The organism is Bartonella sp. TS82HLJMH, from assembly GCF_042193495.1.
In the GTDB taxonomy this organism is placed as follows: domain Bacteria; phylum Pseudomonadota; class Alphaproteobacteria; order Rhizobiales; family Rhizobiaceae; genus Bartonella; species Bartonella grahamii.
The window spans coordinates 1-22,477 of sequence record NZ_JBHILU010000018.1 but is presented as its reverse complement, the minus strand read 5'-3'; the positions used below and the strand labels follow the sequence as shown (position 1 = coordinate 22,477).

At 37.2% G+C, this 22,477-nt stretch carries 21 protein-coding genes and 1 tRNA gene; 16 read left to right on the top strand and 6 right to left on the bottom strand.

Features of this window, described 5'->3' with window-relative positions; translation table 11 throughout:
* Positions 1–622 (bottom strand): ABC transporter substrate-binding protein (locus ACFIKO_RS07865; RefSeq protein ID WP_375673687.1); only part of this gene is annotated, 622 nt, incomplete at its 3' end.
* 1,098 nt (positions 623–1,720) lie between these two features.
* Here ACFIKO_RS07865 and ACFIKO_RS07860 point away from each other — a divergent pair.
* Positions 1,721–2,002, top strand: a complete 282-nt coding sequence (locus ACFIKO_RS07860) for a DUF6460 domain-containing protein (protein ID WP_375620399.1) — start codon at positions 1,721–1,723, stop codon at positions 2,000–2,002.
* A 22-nt stretch (positions 2,003–2,024) separates the two neighbouring features.
* Here the strand turns inward: ACFIKO_RS07860 and ACFIKO_RS07855 are convergent, their stop codons facing one another.
* The 3 genes from ACFIKO_RS07855 to ACFIKO_RS07845 form a co-directional block, all read right to left on the bottom strand.
* Positions 2,025–2,834: a TIGR02186 family protein gene (locus tag ACFIKO_RS07855; protein WP_375673686.1), complete on the bottom strand. Its 810-nt coding sequence runs from the start codon at positions 2,832–2,834 to the stop codon at positions 2,025–2,027.
* Between the two features lie 2 nt (positions 2,835–2,836).
* Positions 2,837–3,757, bottom strand: a complete 921-nt coding sequence (locus tag ACFIKO_RS07850) for a sulfite exporter TauE/SafE family protein (RefSeq protein WP_375620401.1) — start codon at positions 3,755–3,757, stop codon at positions 2,837–2,839.
* Between the two features lie 180 nt (positions 3,758–3,937).
* Positions 3,938–4,756, bottom strand: coding sequence for a hypothetical protein (locus ACFIKO_RS07845; protein WP_375620402.1), 819 nt, complete (start codon positions 4,754–4,756; stop codon positions 3,938–3,940).
* A 514-nt stretch (positions 4,757–5,270) separates the two neighbouring features.
* Here ACFIKO_RS07845 and ACFIKO_RS07840 point away from each other — a divergent pair.
* The 7 genes from ACFIKO_RS07840 to ACFIKO_RS07810 all read left to right on the top strand — a co-directional run bounded on the left by ACFIKO_RS07840 (position 5,271) and on the right by ACFIKO_RS07810 (position 13,151).
* Positions 5,271–6,017, top strand: a complete 747-nt coding sequence (locus ACFIKO_RS07840; RefSeq protein ID WP_375620403.1) for an electron transfer flavoprotein subunit beta/FixA family protein — start codon at positions 5,271–5,273, stop codon at positions 6,015–6,017.
* Positions 6,018–6,068: 51 nt separating this feature from the next.
* Complete coding sequence (locus tag ACFIKO_RS07835) at positions 6,069–6,989, top strand: electron transfer flavoprotein subunit alpha/FixB family protein (protein WP_375620404.1); 921 nt, start codon at positions 6,069–6,071, stop codon at positions 6,987–6,989.
* A 3-nt stretch (positions 6,990–6,992) separates the two neighbouring features.
* Entirely contained in the window at positions 6,993–8,657 is a 1,665-nt protein-coding gene (locus ACFIKO_RS07830; RefSeq protein WP_375620405.1) for a 4Fe-4S dicluster domain-containing protein, read from the top strand.
* Between the two features lie 2,037 nt (positions 8,658–10,694).
* Positions 10,695–11,582, top strand: a complete 888-nt coding sequence (gene rsmI / locus ACFIKO_RS07825) for a 16S rRNA (cytidine(1402)-2'-O)-methyltransferase (RefSeq protein ID WP_375620406.1) — start codon at positions 10,695–10,697, stop codon at positions 11,580–11,582.
* A 4-nt stretch (positions 11,583–11,586) separates the two neighbouring features.
* Positions 11,587–11,955, top strand: a complete 369-nt coding sequence (locus ACFIKO_RS07820) for a YraN family protein (protein ID WP_375620416.1) — start codon at positions 11,587–11,589, stop codon at positions 11,953–11,955.
* Between the two features lie 103 nt (positions 11,956–12,058).
* Positions 12,059–12,304, top strand: a complete 246-nt coding sequence (locus ACFIKO_RS07815) for a hypothetical protein (RefSeq protein ID WP_375673683.1) — start codon at positions 12,059–12,061, stop codon at positions 12,302–12,304.
* A gap of 55 nt (positions 12,305–12,359) precedes the next feature.
* On the top strand, positions 12,360–13,151 hold the full coding sequence (locus ACFIKO_RS07810; protein ID WP_375620407.1) for a pyrroline-5-carboxylate reductase: 792 nt from the start codon (positions 12,360–12,362) through the stop codon (positions 13,149–13,151).
* A gap of 393 nt (positions 13,152–13,544) precedes the next feature.
* On the opposite strand, the gene ACFIKO_RS07805 is transcribed toward ACFIKO_RS07810, so the two are convergent.
* Entirely contained in the window at positions 13,545–14,606 is a 1,062-nt protein-coding gene (locus ACFIKO_RS07805) for an Mrp/NBP35 family ATP-binding protein (protein WP_375620408.1), read from the bottom strand.
* A gap of 586 nt (positions 14,607–15,192) precedes the next feature.
* On the opposite strand from ACFIKO_RS07805, the gene rpmH reads away from it, so the two are divergent.
* The 8 genes from rpmH to ACFIKO_RS07765 all read left to right on the top strand — a co-directional run bounded on the left by rpmH (position 15,193) and on the right by ACFIKO_RS07765 (position 22,041).
* A complete protein-coding gene (rpmH, locus tag ACFIKO_RS07800) occupies positions 15,193–15,327 on the top strand; it encodes a 50S ribosomal protein L34 (protein ID WP_005864709.1) in 135 nt (44 codons plus the stop codon).
* 117 nt (positions 15,328–15,444) lie between these two features.
* Positions 15,445–15,837 carry a ribonuclease P protein component gene (gene rnpA / locus ACFIKO_RS07795; RefSeq protein ID WP_375620410.1) on the top strand — a complete coding sequence of 131 codons (393 nt, stop codon included), beginning with the start codon at positions 15,445–15,447 and terminating at the stop codon, positions 15,835–15,837.
* On the top strand, positions 15,827–17,665 hold the full coding sequence (gene yidC, locus ACFIKO_RS07790; protein ID WP_375620411.1) for a membrane protein insertase YidC: 1,839 nt from the start codon (positions 15,827–15,829) through the stop codon (positions 17,663–17,665). Before rnpA ends, yidC begins: the two co-directional genes overlap by 11 nt.
* A complete protein-coding gene (yihA, locus tag ACFIKO_RS07785; protein ID WP_375620412.1) occupies positions 17,662–18,306 on the top strand; it encodes a ribosome biogenesis GTP-binding protein YihA/YsxC in 645 nt (214 codons plus the stop codon). The genes yidC and yihA overlap by 4 nt, the downstream gene beginning before the upstream one ends.
* A 138-nt stretch (positions 18,307–18,444) precedes the next feature.
* Positions 18,445–19,137, top strand: a complete 693-nt coding sequence (locus ACFIKO_RS07780) for a glutathione S-transferase family protein (protein WP_208439566.1) — start codon at positions 18,445–18,447, stop codon at positions 19,135–19,137.
* 1,245 nt (positions 19,138–20,382) lie between these two features.
* Positions 20,383–21,195: a 4-hydroxy-tetrahydrodipicolinate reductase gene (gene dapB, locus ACFIKO_RS07775; protein ID WP_375620413.1), complete on the top strand. Its 813-nt coding sequence runs from the start codon at positions 20,383–20,385 to the stop codon at positions 21,193–21,195.
* Positions 21,196–21,223: 28 nt separating this feature from the next.
* Positions 21,224–21,844, top strand: coding sequence for a 2,3-bisphosphoglycerate-dependent phosphoglycerate mutase (locus ACFIKO_RS07770; protein WP_375620414.1), 621 nt, complete (start codon positions 21,224–21,226; stop codon positions 21,842–21,844).
* Positions 21,845–21,956: 112 nt separating this feature from the next.
* Positions 21,957–22,041 (top strand) — tRNA-Leu (locus ACFIKO_RS07765).
* 100 nt (positions 22,042–22,141) lie between these two features.
* Here ACFIKO_RS07765 and ACFIKO_RS07760 read toward each other — a convergent pair.
* A partial coding sequence (locus ACFIKO_RS07760) for an XRE family transcriptional regulator (RefSeq protein ID WP_375673679.1) occupies positions 22,142–22,477 on the bottom strand: 336 nt, incomplete at its 5' end.

The window sequence follows — 22,477 nt, the reverse complement described above, 5'->3', positions numbered from 1 at the left end:
TTTTTAAATACTGATTTCCCAAATCACCATTTTTTTCGTGTTTCATGATCGTCTTACGATCAAGCAAAGCTGTTGCAGGACTTGCAACAATATTATTCAGAATGAGCTCTGCTGGATAAGGCTTATCAAATTTCATCACCACTGTTTTATCATCAAGAGCTTGCAAAGCATCATCAACATTTTGTTCTGTAATTCCATATTCATTAAAAATTGCTGCATTACCCATCTTCAATTTGACAACCCGCTTCATACCCCAAACAAGGTCATTGGCATTGGCTGATCTACCATCGTTAAACTTCAAACCATCACGCAAATGAAAGGTAATCACCGTACTGTGATCATCGCCTGAAACATCCCAATGTGTTGCTAAAGCCGGAACCATTTTAGCAGGATCATCTGTCGCAGTACTGACCAAATTATCACAAACATTGCGAACAATTTCACTTCCATAAACATCCGTGAGCTGCGCAGGATCAAACGTACTGATTGCATCAAGATTCCAAGCCATCACAAGGGTATCAGCTGGTGTTTTTGCTGAAACCTGTTGTACAACTACTCCCAGTGCAATAAGAGCAGCAACAAGAGATCCGCTACTTTTCAATGTTTTTCTTTTTAAGTTCATAGACTTTTCCTTTTAAAGTTTATTGTATAAATTCCCCACGCAACAAGAATGTGCAAAATAATAAAATTAGACAAACCATAGGCTCTGAAAGATAAAGTATTAAAACTTTCAAACAACACCACTTATCAACTACTCCTCATGCCCATAACTACAAACCACTCCCCAATATGCACCGAAAAACAATCTAATATATGATGAATGACATAACCTATCACCAATCAATTGATAATATTACAACGTCTACCATTGAAGGCTATAAGACAAAGACTTCTTCTCTCTTGTCGGACAAGCTCAGCTCTTCTTTACTCTAGCGTTTTTATGCCATCAAAGGACAATCCCCTGTTAGCTCAAAAACCTTAATAACAAAGAGCCTTCATAATAATTTGATATTTCAACAAAACAGAAAAATTTGCCCATCGCCCAACATCAACCACCTCTATCCCTTCTGCAAAAGGAATTTTGGATTTTTCCATAATTCCCCACTAAATAACAGCTTCTCATTATATCTTATTTCCAAATAAAAGGAGCACGGGCACCACAAACCTCTGACATTCCCTCACGCGTCCGTACATAACAAAGCTTTTTTCAATATCGTATTTTAAATACCTTTGCTCCTTTAACAACACTCAATTCATTGCTTGCATTTTTTCAGAAAAAAATCTTTTCAATGACTAAGGTTGAAATACCTAAATATAATACCTATATAAGCACACCCTTATCAGAATAGATAGTCTTTTTTTAAGTAAACTGTCTTGAAATATTATTTCTATACACAACAACAATAAGTCGGTTACAAAATCTTCAACGAACACAAACTCTCACCCTGACGCGGAATATCGAAACGTTATAAAATTTCTCTACAAATTCTCAGCAACAAAAGGATATCCCTTCATTTAATGAAATGAAGCGCCCTGAAAATATCGCGAAAATGCAATAAAATACGCGTATATTTCAAAAAACAGCACTGTTATTACACCAGTACTAAGGTAGTGAACTTAAAAAAGTAAGAAAAAATAAAAAATGTTTTTCTTTTATGATAATAAAATCGCTGTACTATGATAATACAATAAAAAACACGATCTTCGAAAGTATATTAAAATGAACCGAAAGAAAAAATTGTTAGATTCTTCTCATGCGTTTCTTGGAGGAACATTAAACCGTGTTAGTCTAAAATTGCTTATCCTTTCATTCTTCATTGGCATCGTAATGAATTTTTTGGGATGGACACCTCGAAACCTCATACAAAGAATAGTAGATTTTTTTCAATCACTATGGGAAGCAGGATTTATAACGCTTACAAATTTCTTTCATATAACTATGACGGGAGCTATTATTGTTGTGCCTATTTTTCTTATCTTACGAATTTTTCATAAAAAATAAAAGCCTTAACACTTTCCTTGCGCTAATCTTTTCTAAAAATCAAACGACACAAAAACCCTGTAGTAATAGCAATAATCACTGCAACAATACCATATAAAAAGCGATACTTGTGCGCTGCATAAAAAATTGTATAAGCGATATGTGCTTTAACAATTTCAAGAGTCGTTGTTGCACTATCAATAAACTGTCCATCACGAAAAAGATAAGCACGAACTTTATAATGTCCAACAGGAATATTTGCTGGCAAACGAAAATGTGCTGTGAAAAGTGTGTCAGAACCAAAACGAACACCACCTACTTCCTCGTAATAAAGGCTTTTAGCTTTTTGCAATTTTATAAGTTCATCGCGAAAACTTTGTATTTTTTTCTGATCTTGTTCATCCGTCTGTAATGGCAAATAGAGTAATCCTAACCCCAAGCGTTTATAATCTTCAATGCTCGTAATATCGTCAATTTCACGTGTTGTGACCATAGAGTAAAAAAGAGGAACCTTTTTAAAAATAAGAGAATCTGTATTAACCCATACACCGGCATTGCGTTTTTTTTCTCGCATCACCATTGTCCGATTTTGTCCCTCCAAGCTTACAACAATATCATAACGGTTCTGTCGAGAATATAACGGATCAATATTTTCCAAAACACCAGCAATATAAAGATCACGACCAGCAAAATTTGCATCCACAGTAATCGTATTCGTTGTTACGATAATTTGGACAGTTTCGTGGTCAAGTTGATCAATGGGTGTAGCTGGCGTCCCAACATGTGACCATGTAGAAAAAGAAATAAAACAAAAAAAACCTGCAATGATGTATAAAGAAAATAATCTACCCATTTTTATCTCATAAGAATATCCAGAGAGAAAAGATTATCAGGGCGTATAAATAATTGAAAAGCAAGACGCATACACACAATCAACACTAAACATGCAAGCGCCATACGCAATTGTTCAGCCTTTAACTTCCGTCCAGCCTTTGTTCCATATTGCGCACCAATACTTCCTCCAAGCATTAACAAAAAAGCCAAGACAATATCAACGGACTGATTAGTCATACTTTGCAAAACTGTCGTGAAAGAAGACACAAATGTAATCTGAAAAAGTGAAGTCCCAATCACCACACTAGTTGGAACACGCAGAAGATAAATCAATGCTGGTATCATAAAGAACCCCCCACCAATTCCCATAATAGAAGACAACAACCCCACAATGAGACCAATCCCTAAAACTGGAATAATGCTAACATATATCATAGATGTCCGAAAACGCATTTTTAAGGGTAAGCGATGAATCCAGTTATGTCGACCAGCAAGACGAATATTGGCTTTTCCTGCCTTACGCTTGCGCATCATATCATACCAACTTTCAACGATCATTAAGCTTCCTACACTTCCAAGAAGAATCACATAAAGAAGCGAAATCATTAAGTCTAATTGACCTAACTTTTTCAAAACAGAGAAAACCTGAATCCCGATTAAAGAACCACCCCCTCCTCCAATCGCCAAAAGAATACCAAGTTTAATATCGAGCGTACGTCTTCTAAAATGTGTAATTGCTCCTGTTACAGATGACGCAATCATCTGGTTAGCACCTGTTCCAACAGCAATAGCAGGAGGAATATTATAAAAAATCAATAACGGTGTGATGAGAAACCCACCACCGATTCCAAAAAGGCCTGAAAAAAAACCAGCAACAACTCCCATACCAATCAAGATCAGCATATTGAGTGACATTTCAGCAATTGGTAAATAAATACTCACCTACAGAACCTTCAAGATAATTTGAGGTTTTTTTTTACAATTAGAGAATCCTTCTCCAATTATCCTCTTTTCCAATAATCTCTGTTGCGTGTTTAAAAGAATAATTTTAGTTACTATAGCTTTCGCACAAACACGAATGGGCAATACATTTCACATCTATTAACATCAACATCATACAAATTAAAAAAAACGAGCTCCTTTTAAAAAGCTATAAAGACATAACGTTATCGCTACCACAAATACAACGGTAAAAAAACAAAGAACACTTTTTTTTACCAAATAAGATAAAAATGAGACATGTTCCCGAGACTGCACCTTTAAAGAAGAAAAATCATTCTCACAGCAATGATTAGATACCTGAACATCCATCATACCCTTTTCTTCTATCACAGCACACTTCACTACTCCCTCATCCTTTTTAAAAGAAGATTTCAGAGCATCACCGAGCAAAGAGCTTCTATTTCCTTGCTGCAACGTATTTTCAACATTTATTTGGAGTGGAATTATACCGTTTTGTTTCGAAAAATTTTGCACCTTTTGAAGGAATAAATGTTCTTGATTTTCCTTACATTCCATATGAGCAAGTTTTTGTACAACAGAAACAGGTGATTTTGAACAAGATACCCGTCGTGTTACCGCTTCTTCTTCTAAGCTTTTTTTTTCGCTCTGCAAACTTTTAACAATTGTTTTAATCTGCTCTAAAGACTCAAAAAGCTTCTTTTCTCTTTGACGACGTATATAATGTTCAGCTAAAATGGCTCGACTAATATCATCTAAGTAAGATTTAAAATCCTCTTCTACAGAACCCTGCTGCATCAAAGAACGGGGCGGATGCTTCATTTGCATTTGCGTATAAACGGTGCGTAATTTTTGAGCAATGTCCGACATCGTTACTTCTACAGAAGTATCCATTCTCTCTTTCTGTTCAACAAAAGAAAAGAATTTACCATTCCTAACCTGATTGGTAGCCTGATCGATCGTATGACCCTTCGTATTCACAAACGCCTACCCCTCATTAACCTTTTTGAAAAGAATCGCAACAAATGATGAGAAAGTGTGCTCTATTTTAGTAAATAGAGCTTTAAGAACTCCTAAAAACTTTTTTTTAGAAATATTTTCCCCAATCTTTATCCAAAATATTTGAAAAACAGATCTTTAATTTTTCTGTCTTCAAGATTTGAAGAGCAAAATCATTCCCCCATTTTTATCTTTTTCACTTAATTTTTCATTGTGTAAAGGACCTATTGCACCATCATAAACAAAGCATAAGAAACTAATAAAGAATATTCTCACAAGAAAGATTGATTTTTTTACTTTTTATTCAAGCAAATAAGGCAATTATAGCAATGCAAAAATATGAAGATTAAAAATAACGACGAGAAAGTACAAGTAAACGTAAAAAAAGCTTATATGAAAGATAACACAAGTTATAAATGAGACTTCATTCTAAATAATTTGGTTTCTTATGAGTATTGCTATAAACTTGTGGTCATACTAAACAAAGAGGATCATTATGAAGATAATTGTCGCTGTCAAACGTGTTGTTGATTATAACATCAAGATACGCGTCAAACCCGATAGTACAGGTGTTGATCTGTCTCACGTAAAAATGTCTATGAATCCTTTTGATGAGATAGCCGTGGAGGAGGCTATTCGCCAGAAAGAATCCGGTAAAATTTCAGAAGTTCTTCTTGTTTCAATTGGGCCAGAAGCAGCCCAAGAAACTCTACGAACAGGACTTGCAATGGGCGCTGATCGCGCACTTCTTGTCACAACGGATCAAACACTTGAACCCTTAGCAATTGCTAAGGTTCTCAAAGCTATTGTTGATGAAGAAAAACCCGATATGGTCTTTTTAGGAAAACAAGCAATTGATGACGATAGCAACCAAACAGGACAAATGCTCGCTGCTCTTCTTGGTTGGGGACAGGCAACTTTCACCTCACACCTTAACATAGAAAATGAGCATGCTACAGTTACTCGTGAAGTTGATAATGGAACACAAACTCTTTGTCTTCCCCTTCCCATGGTTATGACCGCCGATCTACGGCTCAATGAACCGCGTTACACCTCTCTTCCCAATATAATGAAAGCAAAAAAGAAAATCATTGAACAAAAACCTCTTGCTAATCTTGGAATCGATACGGAAGCACGCTTAACAATTTTAAGCGTTGAAGAGCCAAAACCCCGTCAATCCGGTATTAAAGTGGCGAATGTAGCAGAGCTTGTCAGTGCGCTAAAACAAAAGAACTGCATTTAATATTCTCACCACTAGAGTAAAAGCAACACTCACATAAAAAGGCAAAAACTTATGGCAATTCTTTTATTGGCTGATCATAATACAGAAGAAACAGCAAAAGCGCTCACCGCTGCACGCGCACTCAGTAATGATATCGATATTCTGGTGTGCGGAGAAAAAATTCAAACGATAGCGGAAAATAGTGCTAAACTTAATGGTGTGCGGCAAGTTCTTATTGCAAAAGCAGACTATTTAGCCCATCAACTTGCCGAGCCTATGGCAGATACAATTCTCACGTTAGCAAATGATTATGATGTGATCATGGCTACATCCAGCAGCACTGGAAAAAATGTGATGCCACGCGTAGCAGCCCTTCTTGATCTTATGCAAATTTCAGACATTACCGCTGTTCTTTCACCCGATACCTTCAAACGACCCATTTATGCAGGCAATGTACTTGAAACCGTCCGCACCAATGATCATAAAAAAATTATAACAGTTCGTACAGCTTCTTTCACACCAACGCCTTCCCAAAATAATTCTGCTCCCATTAAAATAATAACACCAGCTCCCAATCCAAATCTTTCTTCTTTCGTAAAAGCAGAAACCAACAAAAGTGATCGTCCTGATCTTACCTCTGCGCGTGTTATTGTATCAGGCGGGCGTGGTCTTGGTTCTCAAGAACAATTTACGGCACTTCTTCTTCCCCTTGCCAACAAATTAGATGCCGCTTTAGGTGCCAGCCGCGCAGCAGTTGATGCAGGCTATGCTCCCAATGACTGGCAAATTGGACAAACAGGGAAAGTCGTTGCCCCTAAACTCTATATCGCCGTTGGCATTTCCGGTGCAATCCAGCATTTAGCCGGTATAATGGACGCACAAATTATTGTTGCCATTAATAAAGATGAAGAAGCTCCCATCATGCAAATTGCTGATTACAGCCTTGTAGGTGATCTCCACCAAATTATTCCAGAATTGGAGAAAGCTTTATAAGCCATGAAAGCACCTCTGCATGACCAACGTGAAAGTATGGAGTTTGATATAGTCATTGTCGGAGCAGGACCTGCAGGACTTTCTGCCGCAATTCGTTTTAAACAAATTAATCCTGAGCTTTCTGTCACAATTGTTGAAAAAGGGACCGAAGTTGGTGCACATATTCTCTCGGGCGCAGTTGTTGACCCCATTGGTATCGATACACTCTTACCAGAATGGAGAAATGACAACGACCATCCCTTCACAACCCCAGTCACCCAAGACCAATTTTTTTTTCTAAAGTCTCAAAAAGCGACACTATTGCCCAATATTTTGCATCCCAGAATCTTATCAAATAACGGATGTTATATCGTTTCGCTTGGGAGCGTCTGCCGCTGGCTAAGCAAAAAAGCTGAAGCGTTGGGTGTTGAAATCTATCCTGGTTTTGCAGCAACAGAGCCCATCATCCAAAAAGATAACGGAGCTATCATTGGTGTTCTCACCGGTGATATGGGGCTTAACAAAGATGGTACTCATGGAAAAAATTATATGCCTGGTATGGCGTTATTGGCAAAATATACTCTGATTGCGGAAGGAGCACGCGGCTCAATTGCAAAACAACTAATACAACATTTCAACCTTAGCAAAAATCGTGAACCACAAAAATTTGGTCTTGGCCTCAAAGAACTCTGGGAAATTGATCCCCATAAACACCAACGCGGTTTAGTGCAACATTTCACCGGTTGGCCCTTAGACAATAATACCGGTGGTGGTGGCTTTCTTTATCACCAAGAAAATAATGTCATTTCTGTCGGTTTTGTTGTGCACTTAGATTACAAAAATCCTTATCTTTCTCCTTTTGAAGAATTTCAACGTTTTAAAACACATCCAAAACTCTATGAAATCTTCAAAGGTGCAAAACGTCTTTCCTATGGTGCACGTGTTATCAGCGAAGGAGGTTGGCAATCTGTACCAAAACTCACCTTTCCTGGTGGAGCACTTATTGGCTGCTCTGCTGGCTTTGTCAATGTTCCTCGTATCAAAGGCTCACACAATGCCATCTTATCTGGCATATTAGCTGCCGATAAAATCGCTACCGCTCTCGCGCAAGGACGTGCCCATGATGAGGTCAAAGAAATCGAAGAACAGTGGCGAAAAGGTCCTATTGGCAAAGATCTTTATAAAGTGCGAAATGTCAAACCGCTCTGGGCAAAATATGGGACAAAATATGGAATTAAACTTGCCGGTTTTGATATGTGGTGGCAACAACTGTTCGGATTTTCCTTATTTAAAACACTCCCCCACAAAAAGGAAGATTATGCATATCTTGAAACAGCAGAAAAATTTCAACCCATTGCTTACCCAAAACCAGATGGTGTTGTAACTTTTGATCGCCTTTCAAGTGTTGCCCTTTCCAATACTCACCATGAAGAAAATCAACCTTGCCATTTAAAAATAGCCTCATTAAGAAAACAAAAAGACTCCGAATATGCAATCTATGGGGCACCTTCCACACACTATTGCCCCGCCGCTGTCTACGAGTGGCTAGAGTATAATGATCATCTGACTTATATTATCAACGCTTCAAATTGCATACATTGTAAAACATGCGATATCAAAGATCCGAACCAAAATATCACTTGGACCTGTCCGCAAGGCAATGAGGGCCCCTTCTATCCCAATATGTAATGCCCCAATGTATAATCATTGTTCACTCTCCTAAAATTGAAATATACAAAACGTAATAAATAAAAATATTTCCCTCAGATCAGAAATCTATCAATCCCCTTCCTGCATACGTTCTTTCACAATGTAAAAAGGACTCTATTTTCATATAAAACACTCTCCCCACCGCATGACTTTTTTCAATAGCAAAACATAACATATTTTTATCAAAAATTTTTTATCTAAATGACAAAACAATAATGAATATATCTTGACAATTCTGCGATAAAGAAACAGCCGCGCTTCTCGAAAATCTGAAGGAAAATAAGTCCGCTCTACTTTGCCCCCTCTCCTATATGATCCAAAATGCTTTTAGCCCCCTCATAAGAAACATCAATTGTTTTAACTAGCCAAGAACAAAACCCATGAAGATGCGCTTCAAGTTTATTTTTTCTCTTACACTTTGCCAAGTAATGCTCACTAAAGAAAACCACAGACAAATGTAGAAAAAACATTGCGAGATAACGAGATAAAGAGCATGCTTGTTCAAGCTATTTCAATGTTTCTACTAATAATGACACGAAAAAATCTTTAATATCACATTGACCTTTTATTTTTTCATCAAGGATAATCCCCTTGCATCTAACCTTTACCAATCGCAATGAATATGTACAAACACCGTAAGAATAAGCAGATGCCAAACCATGGAGACTATCGCTATTAGCAAAACCATCTGATAAAAAGCCAAAATAGCTTTCATGACCACTCTATGACGCGTTTTATAGGGTTGTTTTTCTTATAAAGCTTGTGCATTCGCTGTTTCTTGTAAATCAACATCCAAATTTAACACAAGTAGTATATTTAAAAGAAAGATTAAGGTAAATGAAAGCTCTGCGCGCCGTTCCAGCTTTTGTAGTTAGAGCAAAAATATTGCGTATTCTATTTGATTAATCTCTGAAACGAAAATACAGCTTCATTTAGCAAGAATATGAAATCTGAAAGGAGAGAAACCTGTTTTCCTCTTTACTATCATCTATCCATTCGGTTTTAGAACTTTCAAAAGCATCACAATATCTTTTAAAAAGAAGAAACCACAAATTGCCCCTGCTTTTATTACTTACGTTTTTTTATGGGAGCATATCCTTCAGAAAAATAAGGCATCCAAAATTAAAACAGACTTGTGTTGTTCACTCATGGGCTTGTTTTTAAGAGATAGCTCTTAACACATATCGAACAATTATTTTGCGACACTATTCAAAAAAAGTATAACGTACTCCTGTGAACAAACACTTCCATATTTACGAAATAAAAAATACGAGCTAACAGCATCATTTTCTCTGCGAGCCCCAGTGATGCAATAATCTTTGCTTTGAGAAGGCTTCAAAGTGCACGAAAATGATTTTGATTAATTGACTATGAGATGAGATAGTTTTACGATATTTAAAGCTCCTAATCAATATGCAAAACGATAAATTATCAATTATAAATCAAATCTTTAAGATAAAAATTAGCCTTAAACGTTTCTAAGGTACTCATTCATACTGTTAAAGCTGTAGAGAATATGAAAAAATGAAATATTTTTCTGATAAGGGCTTATCTTTGATCAATAACAATACAATTAGCTGTTTATGTTTCAAAACAGGCTGTTTACATTTGCTCAGAAAAACAGTTTGGATATCAATAGAATATTTGAAAGATAGGCGTTATGGAAATAGTCTAAAAAGCTTAGCTTTTAAAAGAGCACAGCCAAGCGTGAGATGGTGGCATAGGTAAAATTGTTTTTTGGTTCTCGAAGGAAAAACTTTATAGAAAATCATGGAGCTGATAGAATATTGGTTACATCTGGAATTTGTTTTACTAAAAAAATAACGCGGATCAAAATAGATAATAATGTTAGATTAAGACGTTAAAGATGAGATTATCTTATTGAAGTGTAATCGATTATTCGAGTAAGGTAAGCCTTTATAATGATAAAAATGTGCTGGTAAAAATGAGCCAAAATGGCTTATGAGTATGGATAAAAATCTTGTGGTGAGGGAAATTTGATGAAAAGAAAAGAGCATGTGTGAAAAAGCATATTTTATAGGTGCGCATGCTTATTCTGCACCCGTTATAGAATCAGGGCTTTATCTTGTGGCAACGCCTATCGGAAATCTTGCAGATATTACGCTTCGTGCTTTGCAAGTGCTTGCAGGAATTGATATTTTAGCGTGTGAGGATACGCGGGTAACACGTATTTTGTTGGAACGTTACGGTATTCAAAAAAAAACTTTTCTCTATCATGAATATAATGCGCAAAAAGCGGGTCCGAAGCTCTTAGCGGCTTTAGCAGAAAACAAAACAGTAGCGCTTGTTTCAGATGCGGGAACACCACTTATTTCTGATCCCGGATTTAGATTGGTAGAAGAAGCCCGTAAAGCTGGTCATAAAATTATTCCTATTCCTGGAGCATCCGCTCTTTTAGCCGCTCTTATACCGACAGGGCTTCCTACTGATAGCTTTTTTTTTGCAGGTTTTTTGAGTGCACGCAAGCTACAGCGCAGAAAACGGTTGGAACAATTAAAAGAGATTCCAGCAACTTTGATTTTTTATGAATCACCGCATCGTCTTGTTGAAACTTTACAGGATATGGTCACTCTTTTTTCGGCTGATCGACCTGCTGCCATTTGTCGTGAATTAACAAAGAAGTTTGAAACAGTAGATGTTTCCAATTTAGGGAATTTGTTGGAAAATTACAGAAAACAAGCACATATTCGTGGGGAAATTGTTGTGCTTGTTGGAGAATCATCCTCTTCTTTAAATGTGATAAGTGATCAAGAAATTGATGAAATGCTATTAGAACGCGCGCAGACACATTCTGCTGCTCAAGCAGCAGCTTTGGTTGCAAAAGAGACCGGTTTTAAAAAGCAGGAACTTTTTCAGCGGTTAGTTTTTTTAAAAAATGCGTAAGATGATACAAAAAAAACGCAGACAAAAGTCTTTTTATCGAGGGATTCGTGCAGAAAAATTGGCAGCTTGGTGGCTACGTTGCAAAGGGTTTCACATTGCCGAAATGCGTTTTAAAACAAAATGTGGGGAAATTGATTTAATTGCACGACGTGGAAATCTTGTGTTAATTGTTGAAGTTAAAGCACGTTCAACGTTGGCTGAAGCAATGGAAGCGGTTTCCCGAATGAATGAAAGGCGAATTGAGGCAGCAGCCGATATTTGGCTCGCACGGCAAAAAGATTATGCCCTTTTATCTGTACGCTTTGATTTGATTGCAATTTTACCTTGGCGTTGGCCACAGCATATCCCTGCATTTTTTACATCTGATCAATAAGAGGCAGACCCCATTTTAACTATACTCAATAAAAAACATTTCGTTTTTATGTGCATATGCGTTAAAAAGTGTGTAACCGTTTGAGCGCTATAAGGAGTGAAATATGGATGATTATGAAAAGTTTGCAACAGGTTTACTCATTGTTTTTGGAGCGCTGATTATTGGTGGTTTAATGGCAATGCATATTGTACTTATGAATAAACCAGGTTTTTTATTTGCATTAGCCGCAGCTGTTGTTGGTTGGTTTTCTGCTTTTGCCGTTCTCTTTGACAAACCAAAAATCTATTTGGGCTTGATTTTTCTTGCTATGATATGTGTTGCCTCTTCAATTAGCGCTTATGTTAGTTAAAACACCTGAGATGTTGATTGAGATTCCTTTTAAAATATAAAACTGAGAAATAGAAATGAAACTTGGCTTTTTGGGAACGGGTACAATCAGTGCTTCAATGGTGAATGGACTCATGACAAGCACCTTTGATGTTTCTTCCATTATTGTTTCACCTCGCAATGCACAAACAGCAGAGCGCCTTTCAAACACTTATGATAAAGTTATAATTGCTGAAAATAACCAAGCGTTGCTTGATGTTAGTGATTGTGTTTTTCTTTGCTTGCCCAACCAAATTGCAGAAGGCGTTTTGCGCTCTCTTCATTTTCGTCCAGAACAGCTGGTTATTTCTGTACTTGCTATGGCAAAAGCAGCAGAAATAGAAGAGTGGATTAATCATAAAGTTTATCGTGCTGTTCCATTACCTTTTGTTGCAGAATGCAAAAATTTGACACCAATCTATCCCGATCATCCCTTTTTACGCACTTTATTTGATGCATTGGGGGGCACATTGGTGCTGGATAAGGAAGAGCAATTTAATCTTTTTATGACAGCTGGTTCTCTGATGGGAGTATATTTTAATTTTATAGAAACAGCCCATCAGTGGTTTATAACACAGGGGTTAAAAAAACAGCAATCAGCAGAATTCCTTACCATGATGTTTGGAAATCTTACGGATGAAATGCGTAAAATTATAGCAACGAATCGTTCTGCATTTCTCGATTTTGCATTGCTTGAAAAAGAGTTTTCAACAAAGGGTGGAACAAATGAATTTTTGTCAAATTACTTTTCTCATCAAGGGGGAAGGAATGCTTTAACAACGGCTCTTGAGGCTACTTTGCAAAAAATGAATGCTTCTAAAAAGACTTGACCAACATTTTTTTATCATCTCAATAAGAAAGAGCTAAATGTTGAAGATTTATATCAAGAAAACTCATATCGAAAAATGCTTTTTACACCTGAAAAAGATACCACCTTATGAAAAGAATTGATTTTTTAAATATTTTTTACAACCTTTTACAATTTTTCTAAATTATTTTTATTTTTTGTCTTCTTTTATCCTCAATACCAATATTTTTTCTACCTCATGGCTCTATCTCTTCTAATTTGGGTCCCCTTCAGGTTATCCAAACGTATGAATAATTTTTTGTTTATTTAACCTATATACTCCACTCACACATTAAAACTTCCCCTTACAAAGAAGCAACTATTTTTACGTCTTCCATGATTGTGTTTTAATAAACTCTCTTAAACAAACATCCATTTAAAAAAGTTGATTTTTTATTTGATCAACAATTTTACGATACAGTTTAGTATGCTCTTCACTAGGCTTAGCAACAAAAATAGGGATCCCCTCATCTGAAGAAAATCGTAAAGCTGCATCAAGCGGTATTTCCGCTAGGAAAGGGACTTCTCGACGTTCCGCTTCTGCCCGTGCACCACCATAGCCAAAAATATCATAGCGTTTTCCCGTATCAGGGGCGATAAAATAACTCATATTCTCAATAATTCCTAAAATAGGAACATTGACTTTCATGAACATTTCTATTGCTTTACGCGCATCCACTAAAGCAAGATCTTGGGGCGTAGAGACAACCAACGCACCTGTTAATTGTACCTGTTGGGCAAGCGTTAATTGTGCATCCCCTGTACCGGGCGGCATATCAACGACTAAAACGTCCAGAGGTCCCCATACAACATCTCGTAACAATTGCGTTACCGCTGCCATAACCATAGGACCACGCCATACTACCGGCTTTTCTTCCTCAACCAAAAATCCCATCGACATCAATTTAAGTCCGAATTTTTCAAGAGGTTGAATCTTTTTTTCTCCAATGAGCTGTGGTTTTTGATTAACAAGTCCTGTCAAACGCGGCAAAGATGGACCATAAATATCAGCATCCATCACCCCCGTCTTGAAACCAGAATCTTGTAAAGCTAAGGCGATATTTATTGCCATCGTAGATTTTCCGACCCCTCCTTTTCCAGAAGCAATAGCAATCACATGCCGCACACCTTCTATGGGCATTTTGACCGGTAAGAGATTTGCTCTCCGTCTAGGTGCTGCCTTTGTTGTTTTTTCTGCTGTAAGTGTGACAACAACAGATTCCACTCCCTCCAAAGCACATACCACCTTTTCAGCAGAACGACGCAATGATTCCCATTCTTGCACACCTCCATCAGGAACTGTAATGGAAAAAAAAACCTTACCATCAGCAATCAATATTTCTGAAAGAAGCCCCAACGACACAATATCACTTTCAAGATCTGGTCCTTTGATTTTACGTAATACGTTGCGGACAACCTCACTTGTAATAGGATCCACGTTCTTTCCTCTCTATAAAAATACCAGCAAATACAAGCATAAGAACGAAAAATACTTACAGGTTCATCACCTGATAATTTTCTACTTTACTCAGAATTATAAAGTATAAATTACTTATATCTTATCTCTTTAAAAATATGAAACCATCCTAAATAAAGGATCTCAAACATAAAATCTGCTATAAAATCCTATCAATCGTGTTTGTCTACAACCACTTTAATGAATGTTCTGATAAAAAATTTGTAAAAACAAAAACTGAAAAAAACTTTTAATATTAAAGGATACTTTAAATTGAGCATACAGTAATCAGTCACACTTTCTTTAATTCTTTAACGCCCTAGTCATTTATTTTCTGTAGACTCAATCGTTATTTTTGACACTCTTACAGTATCGTAAAAAAGTATCACAGACAGTTATAAGGTGTTTTGTATTCTTTCAAGAGCGAGAAAAACAATCTAAGATTGACTTTTTTTATATTTTTCCTTATGGGTTAACAGCCGTATGATAGGATAAAATCATTCATCTCGCGCATAACTGCTCATAAAACGAAGATTAAGAAGGGCCGCACTCCGCGGTATTTAAATAAATGAAACGTACTTACCAACCCTCTAAACTTGTCCGTAAACGCCGCCATGGGTTTCGTGCACGCATGGCCACAGCTGGAGGACGTAAAGTTATTGCTGCAAGACGTGCTCGTGGACGTAAGCGGCTCTCTGCTTGATCATTTAAATTTTCACAATCGTTGAGGATCGCTCACCATTTCTTCGTTGTGAAACTTTTGTTATGAACCTCTAATGCCTGCTTGCAGGCATTTAGTGAAATTGCGAAATGTTCTTTTATGAAGAAAAAACATCCCTGCCGTATTCGCAAAAGAGCAGAATTTTTGGCTGTCCGTACAGGAGAAAAGCGGCGTGGTCCTTTGTTTTTGCTCGAAGTTAAATCTCGTGAACAAACAACAGAAAAAAAAGATTCTCTTGCTGCACGTGTAGGATTCACTGTTACCCGTAAAAACGGTAATGCTGTGAAACGTAATCGTATCAAGAGGCGCTTGCGTGAAGCCGTAAGAGTTGGTGTAACAAACCACATGGAAGCAGGAACAGACTATGTCATTGTAGCATATCGTGATGCGTTACATGCGCCTTTTACATCCTTAATTAGTGAGTTAAATCGGCGAATAAAACCAAAAATAAAACATCAGCAACAACAACAAGGGTGTACGGATGGAATATAACCGCAATTTCTTTATCGCTATTGGCTTATCTTTCGTAGTGCTCATCGCATGGCAATTTCTCCATGTTGCTCCCAAACAAGCAAAGTTACAAAAACAACAAGTCATCACACAGCAATTGTCAAAACAACAATCAGCCCTTTCTACTACCACGACGGATTTTTCTGACGATACCTCAACGCATCAAGCAGCATCTATCATCGAACAGCCAATGACACCTGAAATCCGGAAAGCTGTATTGGCCAAAACAAAGCGTATTGCGATCAAAACTAATGAACTGGAAGGCTCTATTAATCTTGTTGGTGCACAATTTGATGATCTTCACCTCAAAAAATATCGTTTAACAGTCGATAAAAAATCACCGGAAATCGATTTGCTTAATCCTAAGGGTTTCAAAACGACCTATCTTGCTGAATTTGGTTTTGCAAGTGCATCTTTACCAGCAAAAGCTTTGCCACAATCGAATACACAATGGGAAATAGAGGGAAACAATACAATCTTGACTCCTTCAACACCCATCACTTTAATTTATAATAATGGACAGGGACAGATCTTCCGGCGTATCCTTTCTGTTGATGATCATTTCATGTTTACCATTGAGGATTCTATCAGCAATGAAAGTGATGAACCAATATATCTCTCGTCCTATGCCCGCGTTGCACGTGCAGCACCACCAGAACATACAAATGCAACCTATTTACTTCATGAAGGTATGATAGGTATTGCAGGAGATTCGCTCAAAACTGAAAAATATAAAACCTTAGCAGAGCTTGATCCAAATCCGGATAATGGGCAAAAGAGTATGACTTTCTCAAAAGTAACAGGAGGTTGGATTGGTATTACCGATAAATATTGGGCTGTAGCAGTTATTCCCCCGCAAAATAAAGAATATACAAGCCGTTTTATTTATTTTGATCGTTTGCAAACGCATTATCAGTCTGACTTGCTAGGATCGCTTTTAACGATTGCCCCAAATGAAACAAAAACTATTACAAATCGGCTTTTTGCTGGTGCAAAACAAGTTGAAATTATTAATAACTATCAAAATGATCTAAAAATCAAAAAGTTTGCTCTTTTAATTGACTGGGGTTGGTTTGATTTCATCACCAAACCAATGTTTTCTCTCATTGATGTTCTTTATAAACAAACAGGAAATTTTGGTATCGCCATCCTTCTTGTCACGGTGCTCTTAAAAACTCTTCTTTTTCCTCTAGCCAATAAATCTTATAAATCTATGGCACGCATGAAGCTTTTACAACCGCGGTTGCTAGAAATAAAAGAAAAATATCCCGATGATAGAACCAAGCAACAACAAGCAATAATAGAACTATATAAAACCGAAAACATTAATCCCCTTGCTGGTTGTTGGCCAATGTTGGTTCAATTCCCAATATTCTTTGCTCTTTATAAAGTTCTCTATATCACCATTGAAATGCGCCATGCCCCTTTCTTTGGCTGGATTAAAGATTTAGCGGCACCCGATCCAACTTCTCTTTTTAACTTGTTTGGTCTCTTACCGTATACAACTCCAACATTCCTTATGATTGGTGCATGGCCTTTGATTATGGGAATAACGATGTTTTTACAAATGCGTATGAATCCCGCTCCTCAAGACCAAACCCAAGCGATGATATTCACATGGATGCCTGTTGTCTTTACTTTTATGCTCGCCTCTTTCCCTGTTGGTCTCGTTATCTATTGGGCATGGAACAATATATTATCAATCATTCAGCAAGGTATCATGATGAAGCGCCAAGGAGTTAAAATTGAGCTTTTCGATAATCTGAAAACCATGTGGAGAAAATCACCCAAAAAAGAAGTGCATGAATGACAAGAGATTCTTCCCTTTCTGGAATTTTTTTTCGCAATTGGATTTTTATTCGTGGTGTACCAGCAATACGCTTTCTCCCCCCTGAAGGACCACCAGAAATTGCATTTGCAGGACGTTCCAATGTTGGAAAATCATCTTTAATAAACGCACTCGTCCAACAAAAAAGCTTAGCACGCACCTCAAATACACCAGGACGAACTCAAGAGCTTAATTATTTTGTCCCTGATGGCTTCAGTGGGCAGCTGGGAGATCTTCCCCCTCTAGCATTAGTAGATATGCCTGGTTATGGTTTCGCTGCTGCTCCTAAAAATCTGGTTGATGCGTGGACAAATTTGATTTTTAGCTATTTACGGGGACGCACAACATTAAAACGTGTATATATCTTAATTGATTCACGGCACGGAATCAAAAATAATGATGAAGATGTTCTTGCTCTCCTTGATAAAGCAGCCGTTTCTTATCAAATTGTTTTGACAAAAAGCGATAAAATCAAATCAAATGCCTTGGAAAAATTAATTATGAGCACACAAACAAAGCTTCTCAAACGTCCGGCAGCTTATCCTGAGCTTCTTGTAACCTCTTCAGAAAAAGCTCTCGGTTTAGAAGAATTACGTGCTGCCATTTTGCAAACCATCGCATAAAAGAACAATTGCTATTATTAACAATTTATTAATTATAATTACTAGCAGCTGCTAATGATCTTGTACTTCTAGTCAAGCATCTTTATAAAAATGATTACTTGAAAGAATTCTCATCAACTCTATTTGATAGTGTAAATTATGCTGACACTTTTTCACTCTCCCCTATCCGCTGCCTCGCGCTTCATACGCCTCATTCTTGGGGAATATGGTGTAACCACTCAACTGATTGAAGAATATGAATGGGCAAGAAGACACGAATTTCTAGCCCTCAATCCCGCTGGTCATGTTCCTGTTTTTCTCGATGAACACGAGGTTCCATTATCAGGTCCTCTTGTTATCTGCGAATATTTAGACGAAACACATGGAAGTTTACGACAAGACAATAAGCTCTTTCCGGAAAATCCTTTAGATCGTGCGGAAGTACGCCGTCTCAATGACTGGTTCTTAAATAAATTCGAAAATGAAGCAACGCGCCATATCGTACGAGAACGAATCCATAAACGTGAAATGCCACTTGCCATTGGCGGTGGTGCTCCTAATTCACAAATTTTACGCAATGCACGTGCCAATATTTTACCACATATGAACTATCTCAACTGGCTCTGTGCTTCTCGCGATAGCTTAGTCGGCTCTGCCTTGTCCTATGCAGACCTAGCAGCAGCAGCCTCTATTTCTGTACTTGACTTTCTAGGGGAAATTGACTGGGAACAATCTCCTGCTGCCAAAGACTGGTATATGAGAATTAAATCACGCCCTTCTTTTCGTTCTCTTTTAACAGATCGCGTCCGCGGAATTGTTGCAAGTGCTCACTATGCAGATCTTGATTTCTAGCCTTCTCCCACAAACAAAAGTAAAAACAATATTTTATCTAAAGGATATTTATAGGCTTATGAATTTTTATGCATGCGTATAAACAATACGATAATACATTGATTTAGAATCATATTAAACAGAGAATAAGCCCCCCATAATATTTTCTTATTTTATCCCCCTTATAATGCATGAAAAAAATCACTTTCTTGACGTATCACAAAAAAGATTAGCATAGGAATAATAAGAAAGGATTTTAAATACTCTCTTTAAATATAAGAGCTGTAGCATCACTGGAAGCTAGGCAAATAAAATAACAATACTTAACACATATTATCCTCCATTCTCCCCAATATATGAAAAAGCGCATTGCATAACATATATACTCTTTGCTCTATAATAAACAAAGCCTCATCATGCGTTTTTACAACATAACAATTTTTTCAACTGACTTTCCTAAAAGATAAAGAATCCGACCAACTCTCGTGTGTAAACAATCCAACTTCTTGTTGCTCCCTTATTTCCACCCCCCTTTTACGTGATTTTATTAATAGATAACATATTGATATAAAATGATTAAATAATCTTTTTTTTTAACTTGAATCATCAATTCCAAATACCTTTTTCTCATTACCTTCATCAAATTTGAAACAATCAAAATCGCTTGCTTATGCGTCACATATGGAATTGGTTCGTGAAAAAATATTAAAGAAAAGAATGGAAATGCCTAAGTACCAAGGATTGTTAAAACATTAAAGGCTAACAAAACGTACGGTAGTGCTAATTTTCTCTTTTATGAAGCATAAAGATAGTGGCGCAGAATAGATTGTATATTATTCATGGATACTCTCTCGTGATACCACTCACGAGCACTATCATAAAATAAGTTTAGAAGTATTGAGAAATATTTCTTTAAGACAAGCGCATGAATTGACAACATAAGTGTATTTGTTTGGGAGATCTTGTTTTGCATGAAGAACGCCCCTCCCCTTAAAGAACGAAAGAAACAAAAACGTGAAGTAATACACAATCTTCATTAGGTTTCATAAGCAAACCTTACTTAGGAATATTCATCACACACTCTAACGAAAAACATCTCTATTTAGATTTGTAGATCATATATTACTTTCTCTAAACAACAGTGTTTTACAGCACAACAAGATAAATTAAAGCAGGAAAACTTTTTTCCTATAAAGAAAAAGAACCATTGGAAAGAAGGCAAGAATTTGCCTATACTGCACAGTGAAATGTCATAAGGAGATAAGAATGCGCCTTACAGTTGTTGGTGCAAATGGAAGAATGGGACGTGAACTCATTACAGCAATCCAACAGAGGAGAGATGTAGAACTTTGTGCTGTTCTTGTACGCAAAGGCTCACCGTTTGTAGGAAAAGATGCCAGTGCCTTAATTGGTTCAGATTCTCTTGGAATTGGCATTACTGACGATCCTGAAAATGCCTTTTCTAACACAGAAGGTATTTTAGATTTTTCTCAACCAGAAGCCAGTATTCTTTATGCTAACTACGCTGCTCAAAAAAGCCTTATCCATATTATTGGCACCACAGGATTTAGCAAAACAGAAGAAGAAAAAATTGCAGATTTTGCGAAATATACAACAATTGTCAAATCCGGAAATATGAGCCTTGGAATAAATCTTTTGGCCAACCTTGTAAAGAAAGCCGCTAAAGCATTAGGCGCCGATGATTTTGATATCGAAGTTTATGAAATGCATCACGCGAACAAAGTTGACGCCCCTTCTGGAACAGCCCTTCTTCTTGGCCAAGCAGCAGCTGAAGGGCGCAATGTTATGCTTAAAAATGTATGTGTCAACGAACGCAATGGTCATATAGGTAAACGCGAAAAAGGCTCCATTGGCTTTTCTTGTTCACGTGGTGGAACAGTTGTTGGAGAACACAGTGTCATTTTTGCCGGTTCCCATGAGCGCATCATTCTTTCACATACAGCGCAAGAACGCTCTATCTTTGCCAATGGCGCATTAAAAGCAGCTTTGTGGGCAAAAAATCATGAAAACGGTCTTTATTCAATGCTCGATGTTTTGGGATTGAACGATGAATTTTAAACAATCAATAGAATAGAGGCAATTCATAATGGAACGCATACTTGTACTAATTCGTCATGGACAAAGTGAATGGAATCTCAAAAACCTTTTTACCGGTTGGAAAGATCCCGATTTAACAGAAAAAGGTCATGCAGAAGCGATAGCAGCAGGAAAAAAACTGAAAGAATATGGTTTGAAGTTTGATATCGCTTATACATCTGCCTTACAGCGTGCTCAAAAAACGGCTCAGCACATTTTAGAGCAAATGGGACAATCAGATTTAGAAGTGATAAAAAATCCCGCATTAAATGAACGTAATTATGGTAATCTTTCTGGTTTAAATAAAGATGAAGTACGCCAACAATGGGGACAAGAGCAAGTGCAAATGTGGCGCCGCTCTTATACGATTGCGCCCCCGAATGGAGAAAGCCTACGCGACACCGGTGCGCGCATCTGGCCTTATTATCTTTACCACATCCAGCCTCATATTTTGCGCTCCCAAACTGTTTTGATCGCAGCGCATGGAAACTCTCTTCGTGCTCTTATTATGGCGCTTGAAGGTCTCTCCGGTGAGGAAATTATATCTCAAGAATTAGCGACCGGCATTCCTATTATTTATACATTTAATCCGGATTCAACAATTTTATCGAAGACAGTCCTCGCACCTTAAACTTCTAAAATCATGATCTCCCAAAAAATCAATTCAATCGTTTTAAGCTAAAAAAATAAATTCTATAATTTCATTGACAGAATTGCTTCATACGCTTAGATCAATTTTATGAGCCCAGATGGCGGAATTGGTAGACGCGCAGGTTTCAGGTACCTGTGCCGCAAGGCGTGGAGGTTCGAGTCCTCTTTTGGGCACCATGCTCTTTTTTATCCAAAATAATTTATTGAGTTTCCATATGTTTTTTACAGTGAGGGACGCGTAAATAAAAGTGAGGGAATAGGATTTTGCAACACATCTCTATAGGACGCCTCTTTTTTTACCAACTTTCTCAAGAAAGTCTTTTAATTCTGCTACGGTTTGTTGTGAAAAATTCTCTAAATTTCTAACAAACTCACCAACAGCTTCACGCCTCAACGGATCAGAAGTCTTGATTGTAAAACTTTTGCGACAAGCATAAGCTGCTTTCCTTAAGAGTAAAGCCTTCTCTTTATCTAAACCATAAAGCTCTATGATCTTTTCCTCCAGTCCTACAGGAACAGATTTTTTGCCAATCTCGACAGAAGATAAAAATGATACAGATATATCTAATTTCTTAGCCATATCTAAAAGGCGTTCTGAATGATCAACGCGAAG

Excerpts from the sequence above, each read along its gene's own strand:
- ACFIKO_RS07855 (WP_375673686.1), bottom strand. The coding sequence starts at position 2,834 with ATGGGTAGATTATTTTCTTTATACATCATTGCAGGTTTTTTTTGTTTT.
- rpmH (WP_005864709.1), top strand. The coding sequence starts at position 15,193 with ATGAAACGTACTTACCAACCCTCTAAACTTGTCCGTAAACGCCGCCAT.
- yihA (WP_375620412.1), top strand. The coding sequence starts at position 17,662 with ATGACAAGAGATTCTTCCCTTTCTGGAATTTTTTTTCGCAATTGGATT.
- ACFIKO_RS07780 (WP_208439566.1), top strand. The coding sequence starts at position 18,445 with ATGCTGACACTTTTTCACTCTCCCCTATCCGCTGCCTCGCGCTTCATA.
- ACFIKO_RS07860 (WP_375620399.1), top strand. The coding sequence starts at position 1,721 with ATGAACCGAAAGAAAAAATTGTTAGATTCTTCTCATGCGTTTCTTGGA.
- ACFIKO_RS07815 (WP_375673683.1), top strand. The coding sequence starts at position 12,059 with ATGGATGATTATGAAAAGTTTGCAACAGGTTTACTCATTGTTTTTGGA.
- yidC (WP_375620411.1), top strand. The coding sequence starts at position 15,827 with ATGGAATATAACCGCAATTTCTTTATCGCTATTGGCTTATCTTTCGTA.
- ACFIKO_RS07840 (WP_375620403.1), top strand. The coding sequence starts at position 5,271 with ATGAAGATAATTGTCGCTGTCAAACGTGTTGTTGATTATAACATCAAG.
- rsmI (WP_375620406.1), top strand. The coding sequence starts at position 10,695 with ATGTGTGAAAAAGCATATTTTATAGGTGCGCATGCTTATTCTGCACCC.
- ACFIKO_RS07810 (WP_375620407.1), top strand. The coding sequence starts at position 12,360 with ATGAAACTTGGCTTTTTGGGAACGGGTACAATCAGTGCTTCAATGGTG.
- ACFIKO_RS07770 (WP_375620414.1), top strand. The coding sequence starts at position 21,224 with ATGGAACGCATACTTGTACTAATTCGTCATGGACAAAGTGAATGGAAT.
- rnpA (WP_375620410.1), top strand. The coding sequence starts at position 15,445 with ATGAAGAAAAAACATCCCTGCCGTATTCGCAAAAGAGCAGAATTTTTG.
- ACFIKO_RS07830 (WP_375620405.1), top strand. The coding sequence starts at position 6,993 with ATGAAAGCACCTCTGCATGACCAACGTGAAAGTATGGAGTTTGATATA.
- dapB (WP_375620413.1), top strand. The coding sequence starts at position 20,383 with ATGCGCCTTACAGTTGTTGGTGCAAATGGAAGAATGGGACGTGAACTC.
- ACFIKO_RS07835 (WP_375620404.1), top strand. The coding sequence starts at position 6,069 with ATGGCAATTCTTTTATTGGCTGATCATAATACAGAAGAAACAGCAAAA.